At 64.2% G+C, this 18,161-nt stretch carries 18 protein-coding genes; 8 read left to right on the top strand and 10 right to left on the bottom strand.

The window, feature by feature from the left end; genetic code table 11:
• Positions 1-71: 71 nt before the first annotated feature.
• Positions 72-1,328 carry a Glu/Leu/Phe/Val dehydrogenase gene (locus ACEWFR_RS04870; protein ID WP_374059964.1) on the top strand — a complete coding sequence of 419 codons (1,257 nt, stop codon included), beginning with the start codon at positions 72-74 and terminating at the stop codon, positions 1,326-1,328.
• 247 nt (positions 1,329-1,575) lie between these two features.
• Complete coding sequence (locus ACEWFR_RS04865; protein WP_374060059.1) at positions 1,576-2,343, top strand: DUF6517 family protein; 768 nt, start codon at positions 1,576-1,578, stop codon at positions 2,341-2,343.
• A gap of 88 nt (positions 2,344-2,431) precedes the next feature.
• Here the strand turns inward: ACEWFR_RS04865 and ACEWFR_RS04860 are convergent, their stop codons facing one another.
• On the bottom strand, positions 2,432-3,574 hold the full coding sequence (locus ACEWFR_RS04860) for an acyl-CoA dehydrogenase family protein (protein ID WP_374059963.1): 1,143 nt from the start codon (positions 3,572-3,574) through the stop codon (positions 2,432-2,434).
• A 58-nt stretch (positions 3,575-3,632) separates the two neighbouring features.
• Positions 3,633-4,805 carry a hypothetical protein gene (locus tag ACEWFR_RS04855; RefSeq protein WP_374059962.1) on the bottom strand — a complete coding sequence of 391 codons (1,173 nt, stop codon included), beginning with the start codon at positions 4,803-4,805 and terminating at the stop codon, positions 3,633-3,635.
• 263 nt (positions 4,806-5,068) lie between these two features.
• Here ACEWFR_RS04855 and ACEWFR_RS04850 point away from each other — a divergent pair, with 263 nt between their 5' ends.
• Entirely contained in the window at positions 5,069-5,878 is an 810-nt protein-coding gene (locus ACEWFR_RS04850; protein ID WP_374059961.1) for an RIO1 family regulatory kinase/ATPase, read from the top strand.
• Positions 5,879-6,482: 604 nt separating this feature from the next.
• Here ACEWFR_RS04850 and ACEWFR_RS04845 read toward each other — a convergent pair.
• Positions 6,483-6,917, bottom strand: a complete 435-nt coding sequence (locus tag ACEWFR_RS04845) for an SPW repeat protein (protein WP_374059960.1) — start codon at positions 6,915-6,917, stop codon at positions 6,483-6,485.
• Between the two features lie 300 nt (positions 6,918-7,217).
• On the opposite strand from ACEWFR_RS04845, the gene ACEWFR_RS04840 reads away from it, so the two are divergent.
• The 4 genes from ACEWFR_RS04840 (at position 7,218) to ACEWFR_RS04825 (ending at position 12,267) form a co-directional block, all read left to right on the top strand.
• On the top strand, positions 7,218-8,903 hold the full coding sequence (locus ACEWFR_RS04840; protein WP_374059959.1) for an aldehyde dehydrogenase family protein: 1,686 nt from the start codon (positions 7,218-7,220) through the stop codon (positions 8,901-8,903).
• 133 nt (positions 8,904-9,036) lie between these two features.
• Positions 9,037-10,224: a bifunctional sugar-1-phosphate nucleotidylyltransferase/acetyltransferase gene (gene glmU, locus ACEWFR_RS04835; protein WP_374059958.1), complete on the top strand. Its 1,188-nt coding sequence runs from the start codon at positions 9,037-9,039 to the stop codon at positions 10,222-10,224.
• A 251-nt stretch (positions 10,225-10,475) separates the two neighbouring features.
• Positions 10,476-11,198, top strand: coding sequence for a hypothetical protein (locus ACEWFR_RS04830; RefSeq protein WP_374060058.1), 723 nt, complete (start codon positions 10,476-10,478; stop codon positions 11,196-11,198).
• 910 nt (positions 11,199-12,108) lie between these two features.
• A complete protein-coding gene (locus ACEWFR_RS04825; RefSeq protein ID WP_374059957.1) occupies positions 12,109-12,267 on the top strand; it encodes a hypothetical protein in 159 nt (52 codons plus the stop codon).
• Positions 12,268-12,336: 69 nt separating this feature from the next.
• Here ACEWFR_RS04825 and ACEWFR_RS04820 read toward each other — a convergent pair whose 3' ends face one another.
• From ACEWFR_RS04820 to ACEWFR_RS04795, 6 genes are all read right to left on the bottom strand, one after another.
• Positions 12,337-13,191 carry a carbon-nitrogen family hydrolase gene (locus ACEWFR_RS04820; protein ID WP_374059956.1) on the bottom strand — a complete coding sequence of 285 codons (855 nt, stop codon included), beginning with the start codon at positions 13,189-13,191 and terminating at the stop codon, positions 12,337-12,339.
• 78 nt (positions 13,192-13,269) lie between these two features.
• On the bottom strand, positions 13,270-13,704 hold the full coding sequence (locus ACEWFR_RS04815) for a CoxG family protein (RefSeq protein WP_374059955.1): 435 nt from the start codon (positions 13,702-13,704) through the stop codon (positions 13,270-13,272).
• A 129-nt stretch (positions 13,705-13,833) separates the two neighbouring features.
• Complete coding sequence (locus ACEWFR_RS04810) at positions 13,834-14,058, bottom strand: hypothetical protein (protein ID WP_098724144.1); 225 nt, start codon at positions 14,056-14,058, stop codon at positions 13,834-13,836.
• Between the two features lie 155 nt (positions 14,059-14,213).
• The gene (locus ACEWFR_RS04805) at positions 14,214-14,396 is read right to left on the bottom strand and encodes a hypothetical protein (RefSeq protein WP_226041076.1); all 183 of its coding nucleotides are present in this window, start codon (positions 14,394-14,396) and stop codon (positions 14,214-14,216) included.
• An 86-nt stretch (positions 14,397-14,482) separates the two neighbouring features.
• A complete protein-coding gene (locus tag ACEWFR_RS04800) occupies positions 14,483-15,514 on the bottom strand; it encodes a PhoU domain-containing protein (protein ID WP_374059954.1) in 1,032 nt (343 codons plus the stop codon).
• A gap of 228 nt (positions 15,515-15,742) precedes the next feature.
• Entirely contained in the window at positions 15,743-16,918 is a 1,176-nt protein-coding gene (locus ACEWFR_RS04795; protein WP_374059953.1) for an ATP-NAD kinase family protein, read from the bottom strand.
• Positions 16,919-17,166: 248 nt separating this feature from the next.
• Between ACEWFR_RS04795 and ACEWFR_RS04790 the strand changes: the two genes are divergently transcribed.
• The gene (locus tag ACEWFR_RS04790; protein ID WP_255291387.1) at positions 17,167-17,295 is read left to right on the top strand and encodes a hypothetical protein; all 129 of its coding nucleotides are present in this window, start codon (positions 17,167-17,169) and stop codon (positions 17,293-17,295) included.
• Between the two features lie 13 nt (positions 17,296-17,308).
• Here ACEWFR_RS04790 and ACEWFR_RS04785 read toward each other — a convergent pair whose 3' ends face one another.
• Positions 17,309-17,992: a competence/damage-inducible protein A gene (locus tag ACEWFR_RS04785; protein ID WP_374059952.1), complete on the bottom strand. Its 684-nt coding sequence runs from the start codon at positions 17,990-17,992 to the stop codon at positions 17,309-17,311.
• Positions 17,993-18,161: the final 169 nt, after the last annotated feature.

Here is an 18,161-nt window from a genome sequence, read left to right as displayed (position 1 = left end):
GTTGGATGAACGACGTATTCCGTGATAGATATTCGCTACGCTTATCCCCCGGTCGCCAAAACCATCGGTGTATGAGCGAGGATGTCAACCCATTCGAGAGCCTGCAATCGCAGATAGACGATGCTGCAGCCGTTCTCGACGTGGGCGACGACGTGATCGAGCGGCTCAAACATCCCGAACGGGTCCTCGAGACCAACCTCACGATCGAACGCGACGACGGAACGCTCGAGCGGTTCACGGCCTTCCGCTCGCAGTTCAACGGCGACCGCGGCCCGTACAAGGGCGGCATCCGGTATCACCCGCAGGTCTCCCGCGACGAAGTCAGGGCGCTGTCGGGCTGGATGACCTACAAGACCGCGATCGTCGACATTCCACTCGGTGGCGGCAAGGGGGGCATCGTTCTCGATCCGGACGACTACTCCGAAGCGGAACTCGAGCGGCTCACCCGCTCGTTCGCGAAAGAACTGCGCCCCCTGATCGGCGAAGACCGCGATATCCCCGCGCCCGACGTGAACACGGGCCAGCGGGAGATGAACTGGATCAAAGACACCTACGAGAGCCTCGAGAACACGACCGAACCGGGCGTCATCACGGGCAAGGCGCTCGACTCCGGCGGCAGCGAGGGCCGCGTCGAGGCGACCGGCCGCTCGACGGTGATCGCCGCGCGCGAGGCGTTCGACTACCTCGACAAGGATCTCGAGGGCGCGACCGTCGCCGTACAGGGCTACGGCAACGCGGGCTGGATCGCCGCCAAACTGATCGACGAGATGGGCGCGACCGTCGTCGCCGCCAGCGACTCGTCGGGCGGTATCTACAACGCCGACGGCTTCGACCCGGTCGCCGCGAAAGACCACAAGAACGAGACCGGCAGCATCGTCGGCTACGCGGGAAGCGAGCAGGAGATCACGAACGAGGACGTGCTCACGCTCGACGTCGACCTGCTGATTCCGGCCGCACTCGAGAACGCTATCGATGCTGACCTCGCCGAAAACGTCGAGGCGGACGTCATTTCGGAGGCCGCAAACGGGCCGCTGACCCCGAAAGCCGACGAGGTCCTCGAGGAGAAGGACGTCTTCGTTATCCCGGACATCCTCGCGAACGCCGGCGGCGTCACCGTCTCCTACTTCGAGTGGGTGCAGAACCGCCAGCGCTTCTACTGGTCGGAAGAGCGCGTCAACGAGGAACTCGAGACGGTTATCGTCGACGCCTTCGACGCGCTGGTCGACACCTACGAGCGACACGACCTCGAGAATCCCAGAACTGCGGCCTACGTCGTCGCGATCCAGCGCGTCGCCGACGCGTTCGCGGAAGCCGGTAGCTGGCCCTGATAGCGACCTGAAAACCGTTTTCGCGACTCGAGCAGTAGTTTCGGGGAGCGCTTTGCCGTCCGTTCCGTCGACTCGTTCGTTCCGTGGGAACCTGCCGAAATTGTCCGGCGTGTTCGATGCAGTGACTGCCAGCCGCCCGCATTCGCTCTGAATGCTACTGGAAAAACACTTCCATATTGACAGACAGTCGTCGTTCCAATAAACACTTACCACCTGAAACACCACATGGTGGGAAATGGATCGACAACTGAATCGACGGAGCGTCATCGCGGGCCTCGGGGTCGCCGGCCTCGCGAGCCTGTCGGGCTGTCTAGGATTGATTGGAATGGCCGAACACGAGTCCTCACCTGCGGGCGTCGAGGCCGCCGCCCGCGAGGAAACCGGCTACGAGCAAACCGAGATCGAGGAGCTCTCCATCGAGCGCGACGTCGGTCCCACGAACGAGACCGTCACGGTCCTCAACCACATGACCAAACACGAAAAACAGGTGAGTCTCCTGGGTCTCGGCGAGCGGCGCGCTGCCATCTACAACGTGTTGACGACCCCGCAGGTCAGCATCTTCGGGCGAGAACTCAACCCCGTCGGGGAGATGTCGACGCAGGAACTCATCGACCTCGTCAGGAGCAACTACGACGGGATCAATGACATCTCCCACGAGGGAGATAGCGACGTCACGATCCTCGACCAGTCGACGACCCAGTCGCGGTTCACCGCCGACGCGACGTTCGACGGGCAGCAACTCGAGGTCGACATCCACATCACCGAAGCCGTCGAGGCCGACGACGACCTGCTCGTGACCATCGGCGTCTATCCCCGGGACCTGCAGAGCCAAGAGCGGCCGAACATCACGACGCTCACCGAATCGGTGACCACCGACGTCGATCCGGACGACTCGACCGGCGGTTCCGGGGACGGCGAAAATGGCAACTCGAACGAAAGCGATGACGGCAGCGGTGACAACAAAAGTGACGACGGCAGCGGCGACAACGAAAGCGACGACGGCGTCCTCGGGTAACGCCGTCTCGAGCGAGAGTTTCTATACGGCCTCGAGACGGCCGATCGGCCGGTACCCGCGACGCGTGTGACTATCTAACCGCGTGCTCTCAGAGCCCGAGTTCTCGACCGATCACCAGGTGCTGAATTTCGCTGGTTCCCTCGCCGATCTCCATGAGCTTCGCGTCGCGGTAGAACCGCTGCGGGGCGAAATCGGTGGTGTAGCCGTACCCACCCAGTACCTGGACGGCGTCCTCGGCGACCTCGCGGGCGGCCTCACTGGCGTCGAGTTTCGCGAGGGCCGATTCCTTGGTTACCGGATCGCCCTGATCGTATTTCCGGGCGGCCTGGCGGGTGAGCAGTCGCGCTCGTTCGGTCTTGCGGTACATATCGACGATCGTGTCCCGAATCGCGTCGAACTCGCAGATCGGCTGGCCGAACTGCTCGCGCTCTTTGCTGTAGGCCGTCGCGTGTTCGTAGGCTCCCTGTGCGAGCCCCGTCGAGAGCGCGGCGATCGAGATGCGGCCGCCGTCTAAGGTCTTCTTGGTCTGTTCCCAGCCGTCACCGTCCGCGCCGAGCAGGCGATCGTCGGGGAGTCGAACGGCCTCGAGCGAGATCTCGCAGGTCGGCGAGGCGTTGAGCCCCATCTTCTCCCAGGTCGTCGTCACCTCGAAGCCGTCGTCCTCGCGGGGATCGACGATGAACGTCGAGATGCCGTCGTAGCCCGCGTCGGGATCCGTGACCGCCTTGACGAGGATCGAGCCGGCCTCGGAGGCGTTCGTGATGAACTGTTTGGTCCCGTCGAGCACCCACTCGTCGCCCTCCTTTCTCGCCCGGGTATCCATGTCAGATGCGTCGGAGCCGCTGTCGGGTTCCGTCAGCGCCCAACCGCCGACGTATTCGCCCTCCGCGAGCGGGCGCAGCCAGCGCTCTTTCTGTTCGCTCGTGCCGAACAGTTCGATGGGTTTCGAGGCGAGGGAGGTGTGGGCGACGTAGGAGAGCCCGATCGCGCCGGAGACGCGACCGAGTTCCTCGGCGACGATCGCGTACATGAGCGTATCGCCGCCGAGACCGCCGTACGATTCGTCGATCGGAACGCCCATCATGTCGAGGTCGGCGAGTTGCTCGAAGATTTCCGCGGGGAACCGATGCTCGTCCTCGATCTCCTGGGCGATCGGCTCGATCTCGGTCTCACAGAAGTCCCTGACGGTCTCCCGGATCATCCGGTGTTCGTCGGGTAGCTCGACGGGCATATGCGATACTTGCCGGGGCGAGGAATAAACGCACCGCCGACCGCGAACGGGCCGACCGCTACCAGCCGCGGTCGTCGTCAGACTCGCTCGAGTCGGTGTCGTCCCGCGAGTCGGTGTCGTCCCGCGAGTCGGTGTCGTCCCAACCGGTGTCGTCCTGCGAGACGGTGTCGTCCGTATCGTTCCACCCGTCGTCTCGAGACTGGTCACGGCCCCACGGATCGGACTCGTCGTCCCGACCGCGCCCGTCCTCGTCGGGACCGTCGCCATCGGAGTCCCAGCCAGCGCTCGCTCCGCCGGTACGGTCCGGCCCGCCGTCGCGGACTGCCGCTCGCTGCTCCGGGATCAGATCGAGTGCCGAGTCCGTGTCGCCGAGGACCAACAGTGCGTAGTATCGCAGATACGTGACGACCGGCACCTGAATCAACGCGCTGAGGATGATGAGCAACGGGATGAGCAACACGAGGACGAGCAGGTTCACGAACGGGATGAGCAGGAGGATGAAGAAGAGAATCAGGAACGGAATCAACAGCACGACGAGGAGCATCATCGTCGCGAAGCCGATGACTAGCTGGAGCACCCAGACGAGCAGGAAGTAGACGACGTACTCTTTCCAGTTTCCGGTCAGTGTCGGCCAGAACCGTTTCCAGGCGGCGAGGACGCCGAGATCACGCTCGAGCATCGTCGGTGCGACGAAGACGGTGGTGAACCGATCGACGATGGCAAAGCCGAGCACGACCGGGATCGCGAACAGTACTAACAGGCCGATCAACCCCCACGCGATCCCCTCCGAAGTCGACAGCACGATCGCGACGAGGGGAACGCCGAGGAGAAGCAACGTGATCAGCCCGAGTGCGACCCGAAATCCGAAGAGCCGAGCACCGCGGCCGACGTTGCGCGACGTGTAGCGACGAACGTGCACCTCGCCCGAACGCAGCGACTCGAGCAGCGTGAATTCGAACAGCGAACTCACGAAGAGAAAGCCGAGCCCGATGACGAGAAGAATCGCCCCGATTACGATCAGTATCGGCAGCCACTCGGCGAAATCGACGCTCGTCACCGGGTCGGTTCCCGTCTCCGAGGGCGTTCCGCCGCCGCCGAATCCGCCGCCGGAGAACGACGATCCGCCGAATCCGGTACCACCGACGAAGAAGACGATGAGCGCTAACTTGAGCCACATCCAGGGACGGACCGGCGTCAGGAACTCTCGAGTCACGTCGATAGCGTCACTCAAATCGTCGATCGCAAACATTTCCTTCAAATAGGATGTCTCGAGTGTTAACCTTGTTGTTCTGTCAATAGTCGTAGTCGTACGATCGGCAGCGAATCGCGCTCCGAGTCCGGACCCGGTGCTCCAGTCCGGACCCGGTGCTCCGAGCCCGGACCTCCCACACGGGCCCGGAACCCGCCCACGGAACGCCGACCGCCGAACGCGGGACACGTCCGGCCGGTAACAGTTCGGGACGCATTTAACGCCGACGCTCCTGACTGAAACGTATGGACATCCGCCGGCTCGCGCGAGGGACCGTCGAGTGGAGCCGCATCGAGCGCGTCGTCCGGACGCTGGCGGACCGCTACGACCGCGAGTGCGTCCGCGTGGAGTTTCTCGAGGCCGACAACTGGCTCTCAACCCCGTGCGTTATCGACGACGAGTGGTTCGTCAAGATCGTCTCCCGGCAGAACGCCCTGGTTCACGCAGTGTTGACGACCGGTCGGAACGTCGGCGCGTTCTCTTCCGGGACGGAGGGGTTCTTCGATCGGTTCGACACCCCCCGCGAAATGGTCGAACACGAGTACGATGCGACCGAGCGCATGCAGGAGATCGGCGTCAACGCGCCTCGCCCGATCGACGCCTTCGAGGTCAACGGGCTCGGCGTGCTCGTCCTCGAGTATCTCCCCGAGTTCGAGTCGCTCGACGACGTCTCGGACAATGCCGTCGCCGAGCGAGCCCCCGAACTGTTCGCGATGCTCGCCACTCTCCACGAGCACGGGCTCGCCCACGGTGATCTACGGGCCGAAAACATTCTGCTCTGTGACGGCGAGTTCTACTTCATCGACGCGACCAGCGTCCACAAGGACCGCGCAGACGAGACGACCGCGTACGATCTGGCCTGTGCGCTGGCCGTCCTCGAGCCCCGAATCGGTTCCCGAGACGCCGTCGACGCGGCCGCAACGGTGTACGACCCCACGAAACTGCTCTCGGCGCGGGAGTTCCTCGATTTCGTCCGCCTCCGCCCCGACCACGAGTTCGACTCGACGACGCTCCGCAGCGAACTCGAGAAGGCGGCCGATCTCGGCGAGCAGTAACCCGCGTTCGAGTCGGCCTCGAGTGAGGAGGGGCGGACTGGACAGGGCCTCGAGCCGTCGACCGAGGAGATGACGGAGGCGGGTGCGGAGCGGCATCCGGATACCGGGGAGGCCCCGCCGGAGGGGGACCGGACCGTCACGAAAGACCGCGGCGAAACGGAGGATCGATAATCGGGCGTGTAGACGGATCGGCACGTTTTGATGGAATCACGTGAGACAACCGTCCTGCTACCGTGGCACCAGGGAATCGCCACGCCCTCCCCAACCGATTCGCTCGCTCCTACCGTCGCTCGCTCATCCGCTGGAAGACGCAAAGCGTCTTCCAAGCAGTCACTCGCTACACTCGTGACGACCCCGCACGGCTTCAGGCCGCGGCTCACAATCCGTTCGCGGTTCCCTCCGGTCACCGCTCACAGTACGAGGCCGTCACTTCGTTCAGGCCTCGCAATTCGCCGCGGCCCAGCGCGTGCCACCGCACGCCGGGTGATCGATCCGAAGTGATCTCGAGTCGCTCTCCCTATTGCATCCGGCTGTCTCGAAAAACGTGAGTTGTCGGCTATCGCTGCTCGAGAACGTTGACCGAGCGAAAAAACGTCGTTCGAATTCAGGCGCGGGCTCGCGTTTGTTCCGGCGTGTCGGCCTTGTTGTTGACGTAGGCGTTGTAGGCCGAGAGGGCGGCGACGAGCAGGCCGGTGATCGCGGTCCCGGTCGCGAGCGTACTGCTTCCCATCTCGATAAACGAGGGCGAGATGAGCGCCCACAGCCCGAGCAGGACCGCGAGCGATGCGACGCCGACGCTCGCCAATCGGTCCCTCGAGAGGCGGACGAAGTTGTAGCCCGCGGCGAGGAAAATCGCCGTTCCGACGAGGGTGTCGTTCCAGATCGCCGCGTCCGTGGCCTCGAAGAGGAACGGCGAGGCGACGAGGTAGAGCCCGAGCAGTGCGACGAGGGCGCTCAGCCACTGCATCGCGTCCGTGTTCAGGGAATTGTAGTCGGTCCGGGTATCGCGGCCGGTTTCGGTGTTCGGTGTGTCACTCATTTGTTACTCACACTGAGGTAGCGGCCATTCGAGCAAAACGTGCGTGCCTGCAACTGTCGGGAAATTCGCCGGCTGGAATTTCTGCGTCGGTGGCAGTTCGGGACTGTTCGTTGCTCGGTCGGCTCTCCGAGTCAGCTATCGGTCGATCCACGACGCGCTCGAATCCCGAGGAATCGTCCGTGTTCGCGCGTTTCTCACGAGCGAATGAACGGTGAGGGTTTCGAGTATCCAACCCTGCAGTCCGTTCGTGAAATGTGAACTACCAGCAGGATTTTCACCGTGCCCGCCGTTTCATCTCGTATGAGCCAGCAACGCACCGAACGGGGACGCGGCCACTACATCGGTGGCGAGTGGACCGACGGAAACGGCGCGGAACGCGGTCCCGCCGGCGATCGGACGCAGCCCGACGCCGGACGGACGTTCGAGAGCGAGAACCCCGCGACCGGGGAGCCGCTGGCGACCTTCCAGCGCGGGACGGTGGCCGACGTCGATGCCGCCCTCGCGGCCGCCGAATCGGCCGCCGAGGAGTGGCGCTCCCTGTCCTACATCGATCGCGCGGAGTACCTCTGGGACATCTACCACGAACTGCGGGACCGCCACGACGAGTTAGGGAAAATCGTCTCAAAGGAGTGTGGAAAGGAGATTTCGGAGGGAAAAGCCGACGTGACCGAGGCCTGGCACATGGTCGAGTGGGCGGCGGGCAACGCACGCCACCCCCACGGGGACGTCGTTCCGAGCGAGATCGGTAGCAAGGACGCCTACATGCGCCGGAAGCCACGAGGTGTCGTCGGCTGCATCACGCCGTGGAATTTCCCGGTCGCGATCCCGTTCTGGCACATGGCCATCGCCCTGGTCGAGGGCAACACCGTCGTCTGGAAGCCCGCCGAGCAGACCCCGTGGTGTGGCCAGATCATCGCCGAGATGTTCGAGGAGAGCGGGATCCCCGACGGCGTCTTCAACATGGTCCAGGGCTTTGGCGACGCCGGCGCGGCGATCGCGGACGACGAGCGCGTCGACACCGTCCTCTTCACCGGGTCCGCCGAGGTCGGCCACGAGATCGCCGGCAAGGTCGGCGGCGAACCCGGCAAACTCGCGGCCTGCGAGATGGGCGGCAAGAACGGGATCGTCATCACCGAGGAAGCCGACCTCGACATCGCCGTTCACGCCGCGATCATGTCGAGTTTCAAGACCACGGGCCAGCGCTGCGTCTCGAGCGAGCGCCTGATCGTTCACGAGGATGTCTACGACGAGTTCAAGGCCCGATTCGTCGACATAGCCGAGGACATCGCGGTCGGCGATCCGCTCGAGGCGGACACGTTCATGGGCCCGGCCATCGAGGCAAACCACGTCGAGAAGATCCGCCGACACAACGACCTCGCCCGCGAGGAGGGTGCGACCGTGCTGGTCGATCGCTTCGAACTCGCGGACGAGGAGATTCCGGACGGCTCCGAAGACGGGGCGGCCACTGCCGTCCCAGAATCGCAACGCGATTCTGCGGGCACATCAGAAACACAACGTGCTTCTGAGGACGCCGATGGTGAGCGTAGCGGCAGCTACGCGAACGGCCACTGGGTCGGCCCGTTCGTCTACGAGATAGACTACGAGTCCGACCTGCGCTGTCTGAACGAGGAGTGTTTCGGCCCGCACGTCGCCCTCATCGAGTACTCGGGCGATATCGAGGACGCCGTCGAGATTCACAACGACACTCCCTACGGACTGGCGGGCGCGATCATCTCGGAGGACTACCGCCAACTCAACTACTTCCGAGACCGCGCCGAAATCGGGCTCGCGTACGCGAATCTGCCGTGTATCGGCGCAGAGGTCCAGCTTCCCTTCGGCGGCGTCAAAAAGTCCGGCAACGGGTATCCGAGCGCCCGCGAGGCCATCGAAGCCGTCACCGAGCGGACGGCGTGGACGATGAACAACTCCAGGGAGATCGAGATGGCACAGGGGCTGTCGGCCGATATCAAGACGACCGAGGACTGACGGTAGTCGGCGAGCTATCGGTTCCGTGCCGATACGACGCTGACTCGCTCGCCAGTATCAACGAGCCACTCGACTTTCATTTTCTACCTCCGAACGAATCGCTTATCCGGGGATTCGTGGAAGGGAGGAGTACATGAAGGCAGTCGTTCTCGCGGCGGGTCAAGGGACACGGATGCGACCGTTGTCAGAATCGGTTCCGAAGCCCATGCTACCGGTCGCCGATCGACCGCTCGCGGCCCACACCGTCGACGCGGCGGTCGACGCTGGAGCCGACGAAATCGTCCTCGTAATCGGATACGAGGGCGAAACGGTCCGGAACTACTTCGGTGCCGAGCACCGCGGCGTCCCCGTTTCCTACGCCGTGCAGGAAGAACAGGCCGGGACCGCCGACGCGGTCAACGCCGCTCGAGACCACATCGAGGGTCCCTTCGCCGTGCTCAACGGCGACAATCTCTACGATCAGGCCGCGATCGACCGGTTGTTCGACGCCTGTCCGGCCGTGTGCGCGATCGAGGTCGACGAACCGAGCAACTACGGCGTTCTCAGTACCGACGGCGAGGACGGCCTGATAACGGAAATCGTCGAAAAGCCCGCCGATCCGCCGACGAACCTCGCCAACGCCGGGGCCTACGCCTTCCCCCCCGAAGCCCGCGAGTGGCTCGAGGTCCCCGCGAGCGAACGCGGCGAACACGAGATCACCGACGTCGTCGCGCGGGTGATCGACGAGTACGACGTGACGCCGATCACCCTCGAGCGGTGGCTCGACGTCGGCCGGCCCTGGGAGCTGCTCGAGGCCAACGAGTGGAAACTCGCGGAGATGGAGCGCCGGATCGACGGCGACGTGAGCGAAGATGCGACGCTCGAGGGAGCGGTCGTCGTCGAAGACGGCGCGACGGTCGAACCCGGCGTCGTGATCGAGGGACCGGCGCTGATCCGCGAGGGCGCTGAGATCGGGCCGAACGCGTACGTTCGCGGCGCGACGCTGGTCGGCCCGGACGCCGAAATCGGCCATTCGGTCGAGATCAAAAACAGCATCGTCTCGCGCGGAACGTCAGTCAGTCACCTCTCCTACGTCGGCGACAGCGTCCTCGGCCGCGACGTCAATTTCGGTGCGGGGACGAACGTGGCGAACCTCCGCCACGACGACGCCGATATCCGGTTTACGGTCAAGGGCGAGCGCGTCTCGACGGGCCGACGAAAGTTCGGCGTCGTCGCCGGCGACGAGGTCAAAACCGGGATCAACACGAGTCTCACACCCGGACTGAAACTCGAGACCGGAGCGACCACGATGTCCGGCGAAACCGTCGCACGGGATCGGTAACGGATCGGTTGCCGGCTCCGTCGAATCGTCCTCGGCGTCGTCGTCGGCTGCTGTAGTGTCTCAATTGCACTCCCATAGCCGACGGACGGCAATCACCCCTGGATATTCGATATCGAAACCAGCGATTCAACCCGTTCAGCGCCGAGACGCCGCCCCTTCCGGAAGTAGTTGCTCGAGGGCAACTATTTATGTAGCATTGGTATCAGTTACCACCCATGTCGACGGCGACGGTTCGCGGAACGATCAGGGGGATGGGAGAACGAGCGAATCCGGCCTTCGCGGTGGCTGTCGTGGTGGTGCCGCTGGCCGCGCTGGGTTACGCGGTGACGGTCGGGACGCTCCAACAACACACCTACGTGCACGTGATGGCGGGGATACTCTGGACCGGGTTCGATCTCTTCATCGGAGCGGTTCTCGGGCCGGTCATCGGCGGCCTCGACGACGACCAGAGTTCGGCCGTGTTCCAGCGACTCACGCCGAAGACGGCGTTTCTCCTTCCGTCACTGGCGTTCGTTACGATCGCCGGCGGCATCACATTGGCTCAGCGGATCGGCATGTTTCCCCACGCCGAGTCGTGGCTGGCGCTGTTCACCGCGGTGAACCTGATTCCAATCTTGCTCTTGCTCGGGTGGCGGCTGAACGCGTGGACCGACCGCCGCTGGCAGATTCCCTTCGCCGTCGCCACGATCGGCTCGCTGGCCTGGGTCGCGCTCACGATCGACGAGTTCGCGATGACCGAGCCGGCAATCGCTGTCGCGCTCGGTATCGTCACGATCCTCTCGGTACAGGGGTTCGGATTCTTGCTCCCCGGCGAGCTTCGGATGTACAAAGAGATGCGCTCGGCCACCCCCGATCCGTCGGTCATCGCCGCGATCGGCCAACAGAACGCGATGCTCGGCGGCGTTCAGGGCTTCTTCCAGCTCCTCTTGATCCTCGATATGGTGTATCTCCGATACGGCGGCTTCCCGTTCTGACTCGAGCGACAGTAGACAGCCGTCCACCGCAGTCTTGGTGACCTCCTCCTCGCCGTAAACGGCGAGGCTTCCCACGTCCGCACCGCAACGCTGGTTTGGGATATTTGCTGGTTGACGACCTGTCAGCATGACGGGCCGATGACGTGGCCACACCGCCGTTACTCCTCTCCCCGGCAGGGGGACTCAGAGTTATCTTGACCGAGACACCACAGCGGTTCGAGAGGGTGTCTCGAACGTTCTGGTTCTCGGAGTCCCCGATATTGTGCATTTAGGGTGGCGGTGAGACCGCCTCGGTATCCGTCATGTTACGACGTGATGACACTTAAATATCTGGAGTAGCGTCAAAATGAGGTTCGTGGAGGCATCGTCAGATTCACTCCCGCCGTAAACAGCGGGATTCTCTCCTCGAAGAAAGATTGCCCTCTCCTCAATACAGGGGAACTACATCTCACACCAAACCGACCATCCGGTGTCCGGTGGCGCGCGCTGGGCCGCGGTGAACTGCGAGGCCGGAACGAAGTGACGGCCTCGATGGTGTGAGCGGTGACCGCAGGGAGCCGCGAGCCACGGTGAACCGCGGCGCAACGTCGTGCGAGGTCTTCGCGAACTCGTGAGCGAAGGCTTGTCAGAGCTTGCTCTGACAGTGGATGAGCGAGAGAACGAAGTGAACGAGCGAATCGGCTGGGGAGGGCGTGGCCATTCCCTGTTGCCACGATAGCAGGACGCTTTGTCTCAACTGATCCCCTCAGAACACACCGTTCCATTCACAGATGGGGAGGGTAGTCACTTCGAATGGTCGGAGAACAATCTCTCTCGGTAAACTGTGCGCTGTATTCGGGTTCTGCTGAAGGTTCCACGTCGATCGAACTGACTCTCACTCGAGCGAACGGGCACGGAACTGAGATGAAAGGTGGGAGGCGAAAGGTGGGACGAGGCGGAGGAAGGTGCGGACGTGGTCGCTCGGTTCCCGCGGGAAACCGAGCGTGCGACGGGCCGGAGCGACGCGCTATGCCGGATAGACGTGAAAAGCGCCTGTGCCGGCATCCAAACCAAGGATCTGGTGAAGTAAAAAGTCAGCGGTCGGCGGCCGGTGACGGTCGCGGTGCAAAAGCGGTCACGGACGGCCGATTCCGAGCGGTCACAGCCGTCGATCCCGCAGCGCCGGGAACTCCGCGCGGACTCTGCCGACCGTTCCGGGGTCGATCTCCGTCGTGACCAGCGCTGGCTCGTCGCCGCTCGAGGCCAGCGAGACGCCCCAGGGATCGTAGACGCTCGAGCGCCCGAGCAACGTGGCGTCGTCGAACTCGCCGGCGCCGTTGATCGTCGCGACGTAGGCCTGATTCTCGATCGCGCGGGCTCGCGAGAGGGTCTCCCAGTGTTCGATACGCGGGTAGGGCCACGCGCTCGGGACGAGGACAAGTTCGACACCGTCGTCGACCAGTCGCCGGTAGAGTTCCGGAAACCGCAGATCGTAGCAGGTCGTCACGCCGACGGTGAAGTCGCCGATCGTCGCCGTCTCGAGGCGTTCGCCGGGGACGAGCAGTTCGGACTCCGCGGATTCGTAGCCGAAGAGGTGGTGCTTTCGGTAAACGAGTTGCAGGTCGCCGTCGGCGTCGAACAGCGCGGCGGTGTTCGCCAGTCCCTCGTCGGCCGGCGTCTCGACGCTATCGGTCGCCGCCAGATCCTCGACGATGCTCCCCGCGAGGACGGCAATATCGTGATCGTCGGCCGCCTCCCGAAGCCGAGTAAACGTCTCGCCGCCGAACGGTTCGGCGCTGCGCGCGTAGAGATCGAACGCGAAGTAGCCCACGGTGAACAGTTCCGGCAGGGCGACCAGGTCCGCGCCGCGATCAGCGGCCCGCGACACCGCCTCGAGCGCCCGGTCGACGTTCGCGTCGACCTCGCCGGCCTCGACGTGAATCTGTGCGAGTGCGAGCCTGAGCGAGTCGCCGGTCTCGGCGTCCGCAGCGGCGGCGTTCGCGTCAGCAGTCATCGTTCATCTGTGGCCGCCCCACCACCGTTACTGTGTCGGCTGCGGTACCGTGTCGACCGCATCACTGTGACAGCTGCGTTACTGCGTCGTCTGCAGGTCCCGCTCGAGCGCGCGCTGGAGGTTCTCGAGTTCCGAATCGAGATTTCGCTTGAAGAACCGTTCGACGCCCGGGAGCTTGCCGTTGACGACGAAGGCGTTCTCGAGGCGAGCACCGTCGTCGGTCTCGACGATCTCGTGTTCGCCGGTGACGTCCATCACTTTCGATTCGCCGACGAACTTGACGTACTCCGGCGGTCGTCGCGTGACGTCTTCGGTGTTGACGGTGACGGTTTTTCGAACGAGCGGGATCGGGAGCGAAACCTGCCAGGTCGCGCGCCGGCCTTCCGGATCGTCGATCGAATAGGATTCGACGACGCTGATCGCCTGGGCCCGGTTCGCCGGATCGACGATGAACTCCCAGACTCGTTCCCGCGACGCATCCACCGCAAATGATCGGTCGATCCGTACAGTCATGCCCGTACCTGTGCGATTGTCGGATAAAAAGACCGTGGACCGGCAGGGAAACCCGTCGCTGCGATCGTGGCGAGCCACAGCAAAATCGGGCGAGGGTGAGAAAGTCGAGCGATGGGACGTCGACGCCGATCAACTGATCGTGACTCGCCAGGTCGTCGACCGGGCGCGGCCCCATTTCTCGATATCGACATCGTCCGTTTTCTCCGCGAGGTGTGGCAGTCGAGCGCCGACCTGTTTCGACGAGAGTCCGATCGCGTCTGCGATGTTCTTCGCTCGGAAGTACTGCTCGCCGCGGGCAGCGCTCTCGCGGAGGTACGAGACAATTCGCCGCTCTTCGTCGGAGTAGTCGGTCATCGTCCGTACATCACTCTAGGTGGCCGTTGGTCTTAACTGTTAACGGCCGGGACGTGCCGGGTTCGGTACCGAGCGCCGGTCGATCGGCCGTCTCGAGCGCCGATTCGGTTCGAGCTGTCGATCCGATTCACCCGTCGATCCGTCGCTGCGCCTCGTCAGTCGAAGAGGTGAATGCCGACGACCGCGAGTGAGCTAAAGAGAACGGCCCCAGCGAAGCCCCACGCCGCCGTCACGTCCGGTGCACCAACGAGCATGACGAGTGCGCCGATCACTGCGAGTGCGCCCAGTGCGAGCGCCAGTCCGACGCCCTTGTCCGTCGTCTCGGTTTCCGTAGCCATGCTCGGGCGTTGTGTGTGGGGTCTCTTAACTTCTCTCTTTTGTGACCGAATGACGGCCGACAACGCCGGTCAAACCGGTGGCGCAGTCACTTGATCGTGGTGTGCTCGGACTCCTCGTTGAGCGAAAGGTTCGCCGCGATTTCGGCGTTTCGCATCGCGTACTGGGCGGTCTGCTGGAGGCTGACGAGCACTTCGCGGACCCGTAGCAGGTCTTCGTTATCCATCTCCGGTAACTCCGCGAGGATCTCCTGTTCGAGGTCGGAGATCTCGTGGAACAGCGCGCGGACCTCGTTGGACTTGTTGTAATCGCGTTCGACGGCCGCTTCGACGGCTCTGGACGTGATATCGTCGACCAGCTCGTTCAGTTCCCGAATGTCGCGCATCACGGAGCTGTCGACGTTGAGCGAGTGGCCTTCGGTCTCGATGACGATCTCGGCGATGTCCTCGCCGTTGTCAGCGGTCAGCTCGAGGTTCTTCGCGATCGAGCGGTAGCCGATCAGCGGGAAGCCCGTGTTGAGACCGACCGCTCGCGCGAGGTTCGGGTTCTGATAGGCCGTAAAGATCAGGCGAAGCAGGAGGACGAAGATCTTGTTCGCCTGTCGCTCCCTGTTCAGGGCGCGCTGGGCCAGATCGGGGTTGCCATGAGCTAGCGCCTTGATTCCCTCGCCGCGCATCGTCTGCCCGGTTCGCTCGAGGCGCTCGAGGAGGTTGTCGAGCGTGAAGTCATCGGGATCGACCGAGCAGCGGATCGAGATGCTCTCGGGGGTCTCCTCGATGACGCCCAGTCCCATCAGCTGGGTCTCGGCCTGATAGACGGCGTTGATGTGATCGGACTCGAGGGCGCCGTCCTCGCGCTCGATGCGGATGATGCGCCGCCCGAGGACGTACTGGGCGACGATCGCGCGCTCGACGGCGTCGGCGTCGAGTTCGTCGGTGTGGATGATCGCTTCGGTCTCCTCCGTGTTGGCCGACTCGGGCATCACAGTCAGTGTGCCCTTGCCGCTGGTCCGCAGCGATACTTCGTCGCCCTTTTCGACGGCGTGTTCGGACGCCCACTCCGCCGGGAGCGTCATGGCGAGCGTCGATGGACCGAGTCGTTGCACTTTCCGCGTTTCCATGTGACACCATACTACCGACTTGACCTTAATCTTGACTATATGGTCATTATCGTGAGTCCAATCGTTATATGGTTGCAGTCAGCGGCCGTTTCAACATCACCCTTATACAATTTGGTTCGCGGTCGTCCGTTGAGCGGTTTTCCGGGGTGCGGACGGCGGGGTTCGACCTGTGACCGAACCACGACGAGACGGTAACTGAGACGGCGACACTCGAGCGGACCAGAGAGGTCAGGCGACGGGAACCATCCGCGTGGTAAACCGACCCGTCCGAACCTGCAGCCACCCCTCGAGTCGGTCGTCGATCTCATCGTCGTCGGTATCGACGTGCAACGTATCGATTCCGTCCAGTTTCTCGTCGGCTGCGACGACCTCGATATCGTCGGCTCGGCGGATCACTGCCGGGGAAATCTGGTGGTTCCCCCGACCGAAAATGAACCCTTGCCCGCCGATCGGCGAGACGACGATGGTGACCGGATCCGCGAGCACCGCGAGGATATCCGACTCCGCGGCGTCGCGAGCGAGAACCGTACCGCGCTGGCCGGCAGACTCCGCATCACCTCCCTCCGTCCCGTCCGTTTCGCGCCCAGCGCGCCAGACATCGACGCCCAGCGGCGAGGGGTCGATTCCCAGTTCCCGCTCGATAGCCCCGACGGTGCTGCCGGGACCGAAGACGTAGGTCCGCCCCGGTTCGACTTCGCGAGCGAACCCGGCGGCCAGCGAGTCGACGCTGCCGCTCGAGACCTGCTTACCCGACTGCAACGCCGGCGCGACGGGGACCGGAACGATCGCCCGCAGTTCCGACCGGACCTCTCCCTCGCGGTAGGCCGCCTCGTCGATATCGTTGACCTCGCGGGGCTCGACGCGCTCGAACTCGGCGGCGATCCGGCCGGCGTCGGTCGGGGTGACGCCAAAGACCGACGAGTAGATCTTGACTCCGGCCGGCACGCCGAGCATCGGCGTCTCTTCCGCCGCTTCCTCGAGCACCGTGGCGACGTCGACCGCGGTGCCGTCGCCCCCGACGAACAGAACCAGGTCGACATCGCGCTCGAGCAGCGCGCGGACGGCAGCGCGGGTATCGTCCGCTGTCGTCTCGGCGGCTCCGGGATCGCCGGGTCTCGCCGGATCGCTCGAGTCGTCGTCGCCGGCCGCCGCCGGATCGTAGACGACCGTGGGCTCGAAGCCCGCGTCCTGGGCCGCCCGTTCGCCCAGCACGCCGGCGGCGGTGTAGACGGTGAGATCCGGTGCACGTTGGTAGAGCGAGCGCAACGCCTCGCGCGCTCGGTCCGGCGCTCGCGGCTCGGCACCCCGCCGGCGCGCCTCCTCGACGTTCCCGTCGGTCCCCTTCAATCCGACCCGACCGCCCATCCCCGCGATCGGGTTGACGACGACGCCGATTGACTCCATGGCTGGCTATCCGAACGCCAGTGGGAAAGCGGTATCGCAGCCGTCCGTCGGTCTCGCGCCGCGAGCGGTACTGCAACTGCCCTGTGACTCACTCGCGACTGCTCTACGATTCATCCACGACTGTCCCGGCCCAATCCGCAACTGTCCTGCAACTCACCTGCGACTCATCCACGCCTCGAGACCGACGAGCGACGACCTATCCGCTCGTTTTCTGAAGGATTAAGAGGGATGGGAACCGATCGCCGACCATGCCTGCACTGATCGACGCCGCCGTTCTCGCGACGGAAACGGAACTGCCCATGGATATCGTCGGCTGGAGCGCGCTCGCCCTGGGGCTGCTCGTAACGGTCGCCTGGATGGCCTACTTCTACCGCTGACGATCCGATCTGGTTACGGTGACTCGACTTGCTCGCGGAGCCACGCGGCCGCCTCCGCGACGGTCGCTTCGTCGGTTCCCGTGAGTTCGATCCGGACCGACTCGCCCGGATAGCTCCCGACGGAGACGTCGTAGCGCTCGCGGAGGGCGGCGATCCGATCGAGGAGCGCGCTTTCGGGTTCGTCGGCGACGACCGTCTTCCGGTAGGTCGGCGTCCCCGTGAACTCGTCGGCGATCATCTCGAACATCGCCTTCATCTCCGAGGGGACGCCGGGAAGCACGTACACGTCCTCGAGGACCGCGCCGGGAGCGACGCCGGTTTCGTTGTGCAGCGCCCGCGCACCCGCTGGGAGGTCGGCTGTCCCCGCCGCGAGGTCGTCACGAGTGTAGCCGTCCGTCTCGAGCCAGGCGAGGGCGTCGTCGTGTTCCTCGAGCGAGCGCCCGAGCGCGGCCGCGACGCCCTCCATCGTGAGGTCGTCGTGAGTCGGACCGAGCCCCCCGGTGACGATTACGGCGTCGTACTCGGCGCGGTACTCGTTGACGACGCGGGCGATGTCGTCGACCCGGTCGGGGAGCGTCGTCACGCGCTCGACGTCGACGCCGTGATCGTCGAGCTGCTCGCAGAGCCACGTTGCGTTGGTGTCCGCCGTTCGTCCGGCGAGCAGTTCGTCTCCGATCGTCACGACCGCGACGTTCATACCGCCTCGTTCGAGCCGAGTCCTCAAATGCGTCTCGCCCCTCGCCGACGCACGGATACACCACGCTACCAATGGGACCGACACCTCGGTCGTTTACTCTGCGAGTAGATATCACATTAGTTGTAGCCGTAATAACACTCTGTGAATGAGAGTGTTAATTGATCAGGTA

It is taken from the genome of Natrinema sp. H-ect4, assembly GCF_041894845.1.
Lineage (GTDB): Archaea > Halobacteriota > Halobacteria > Halobacteriales > Natrialbaceae > Natrinema.
The sequence above is the reverse complement of the archived record's forward strand: the minus strand, read 5'-3'. Positions and strand labels throughout refer to the sequence as shown.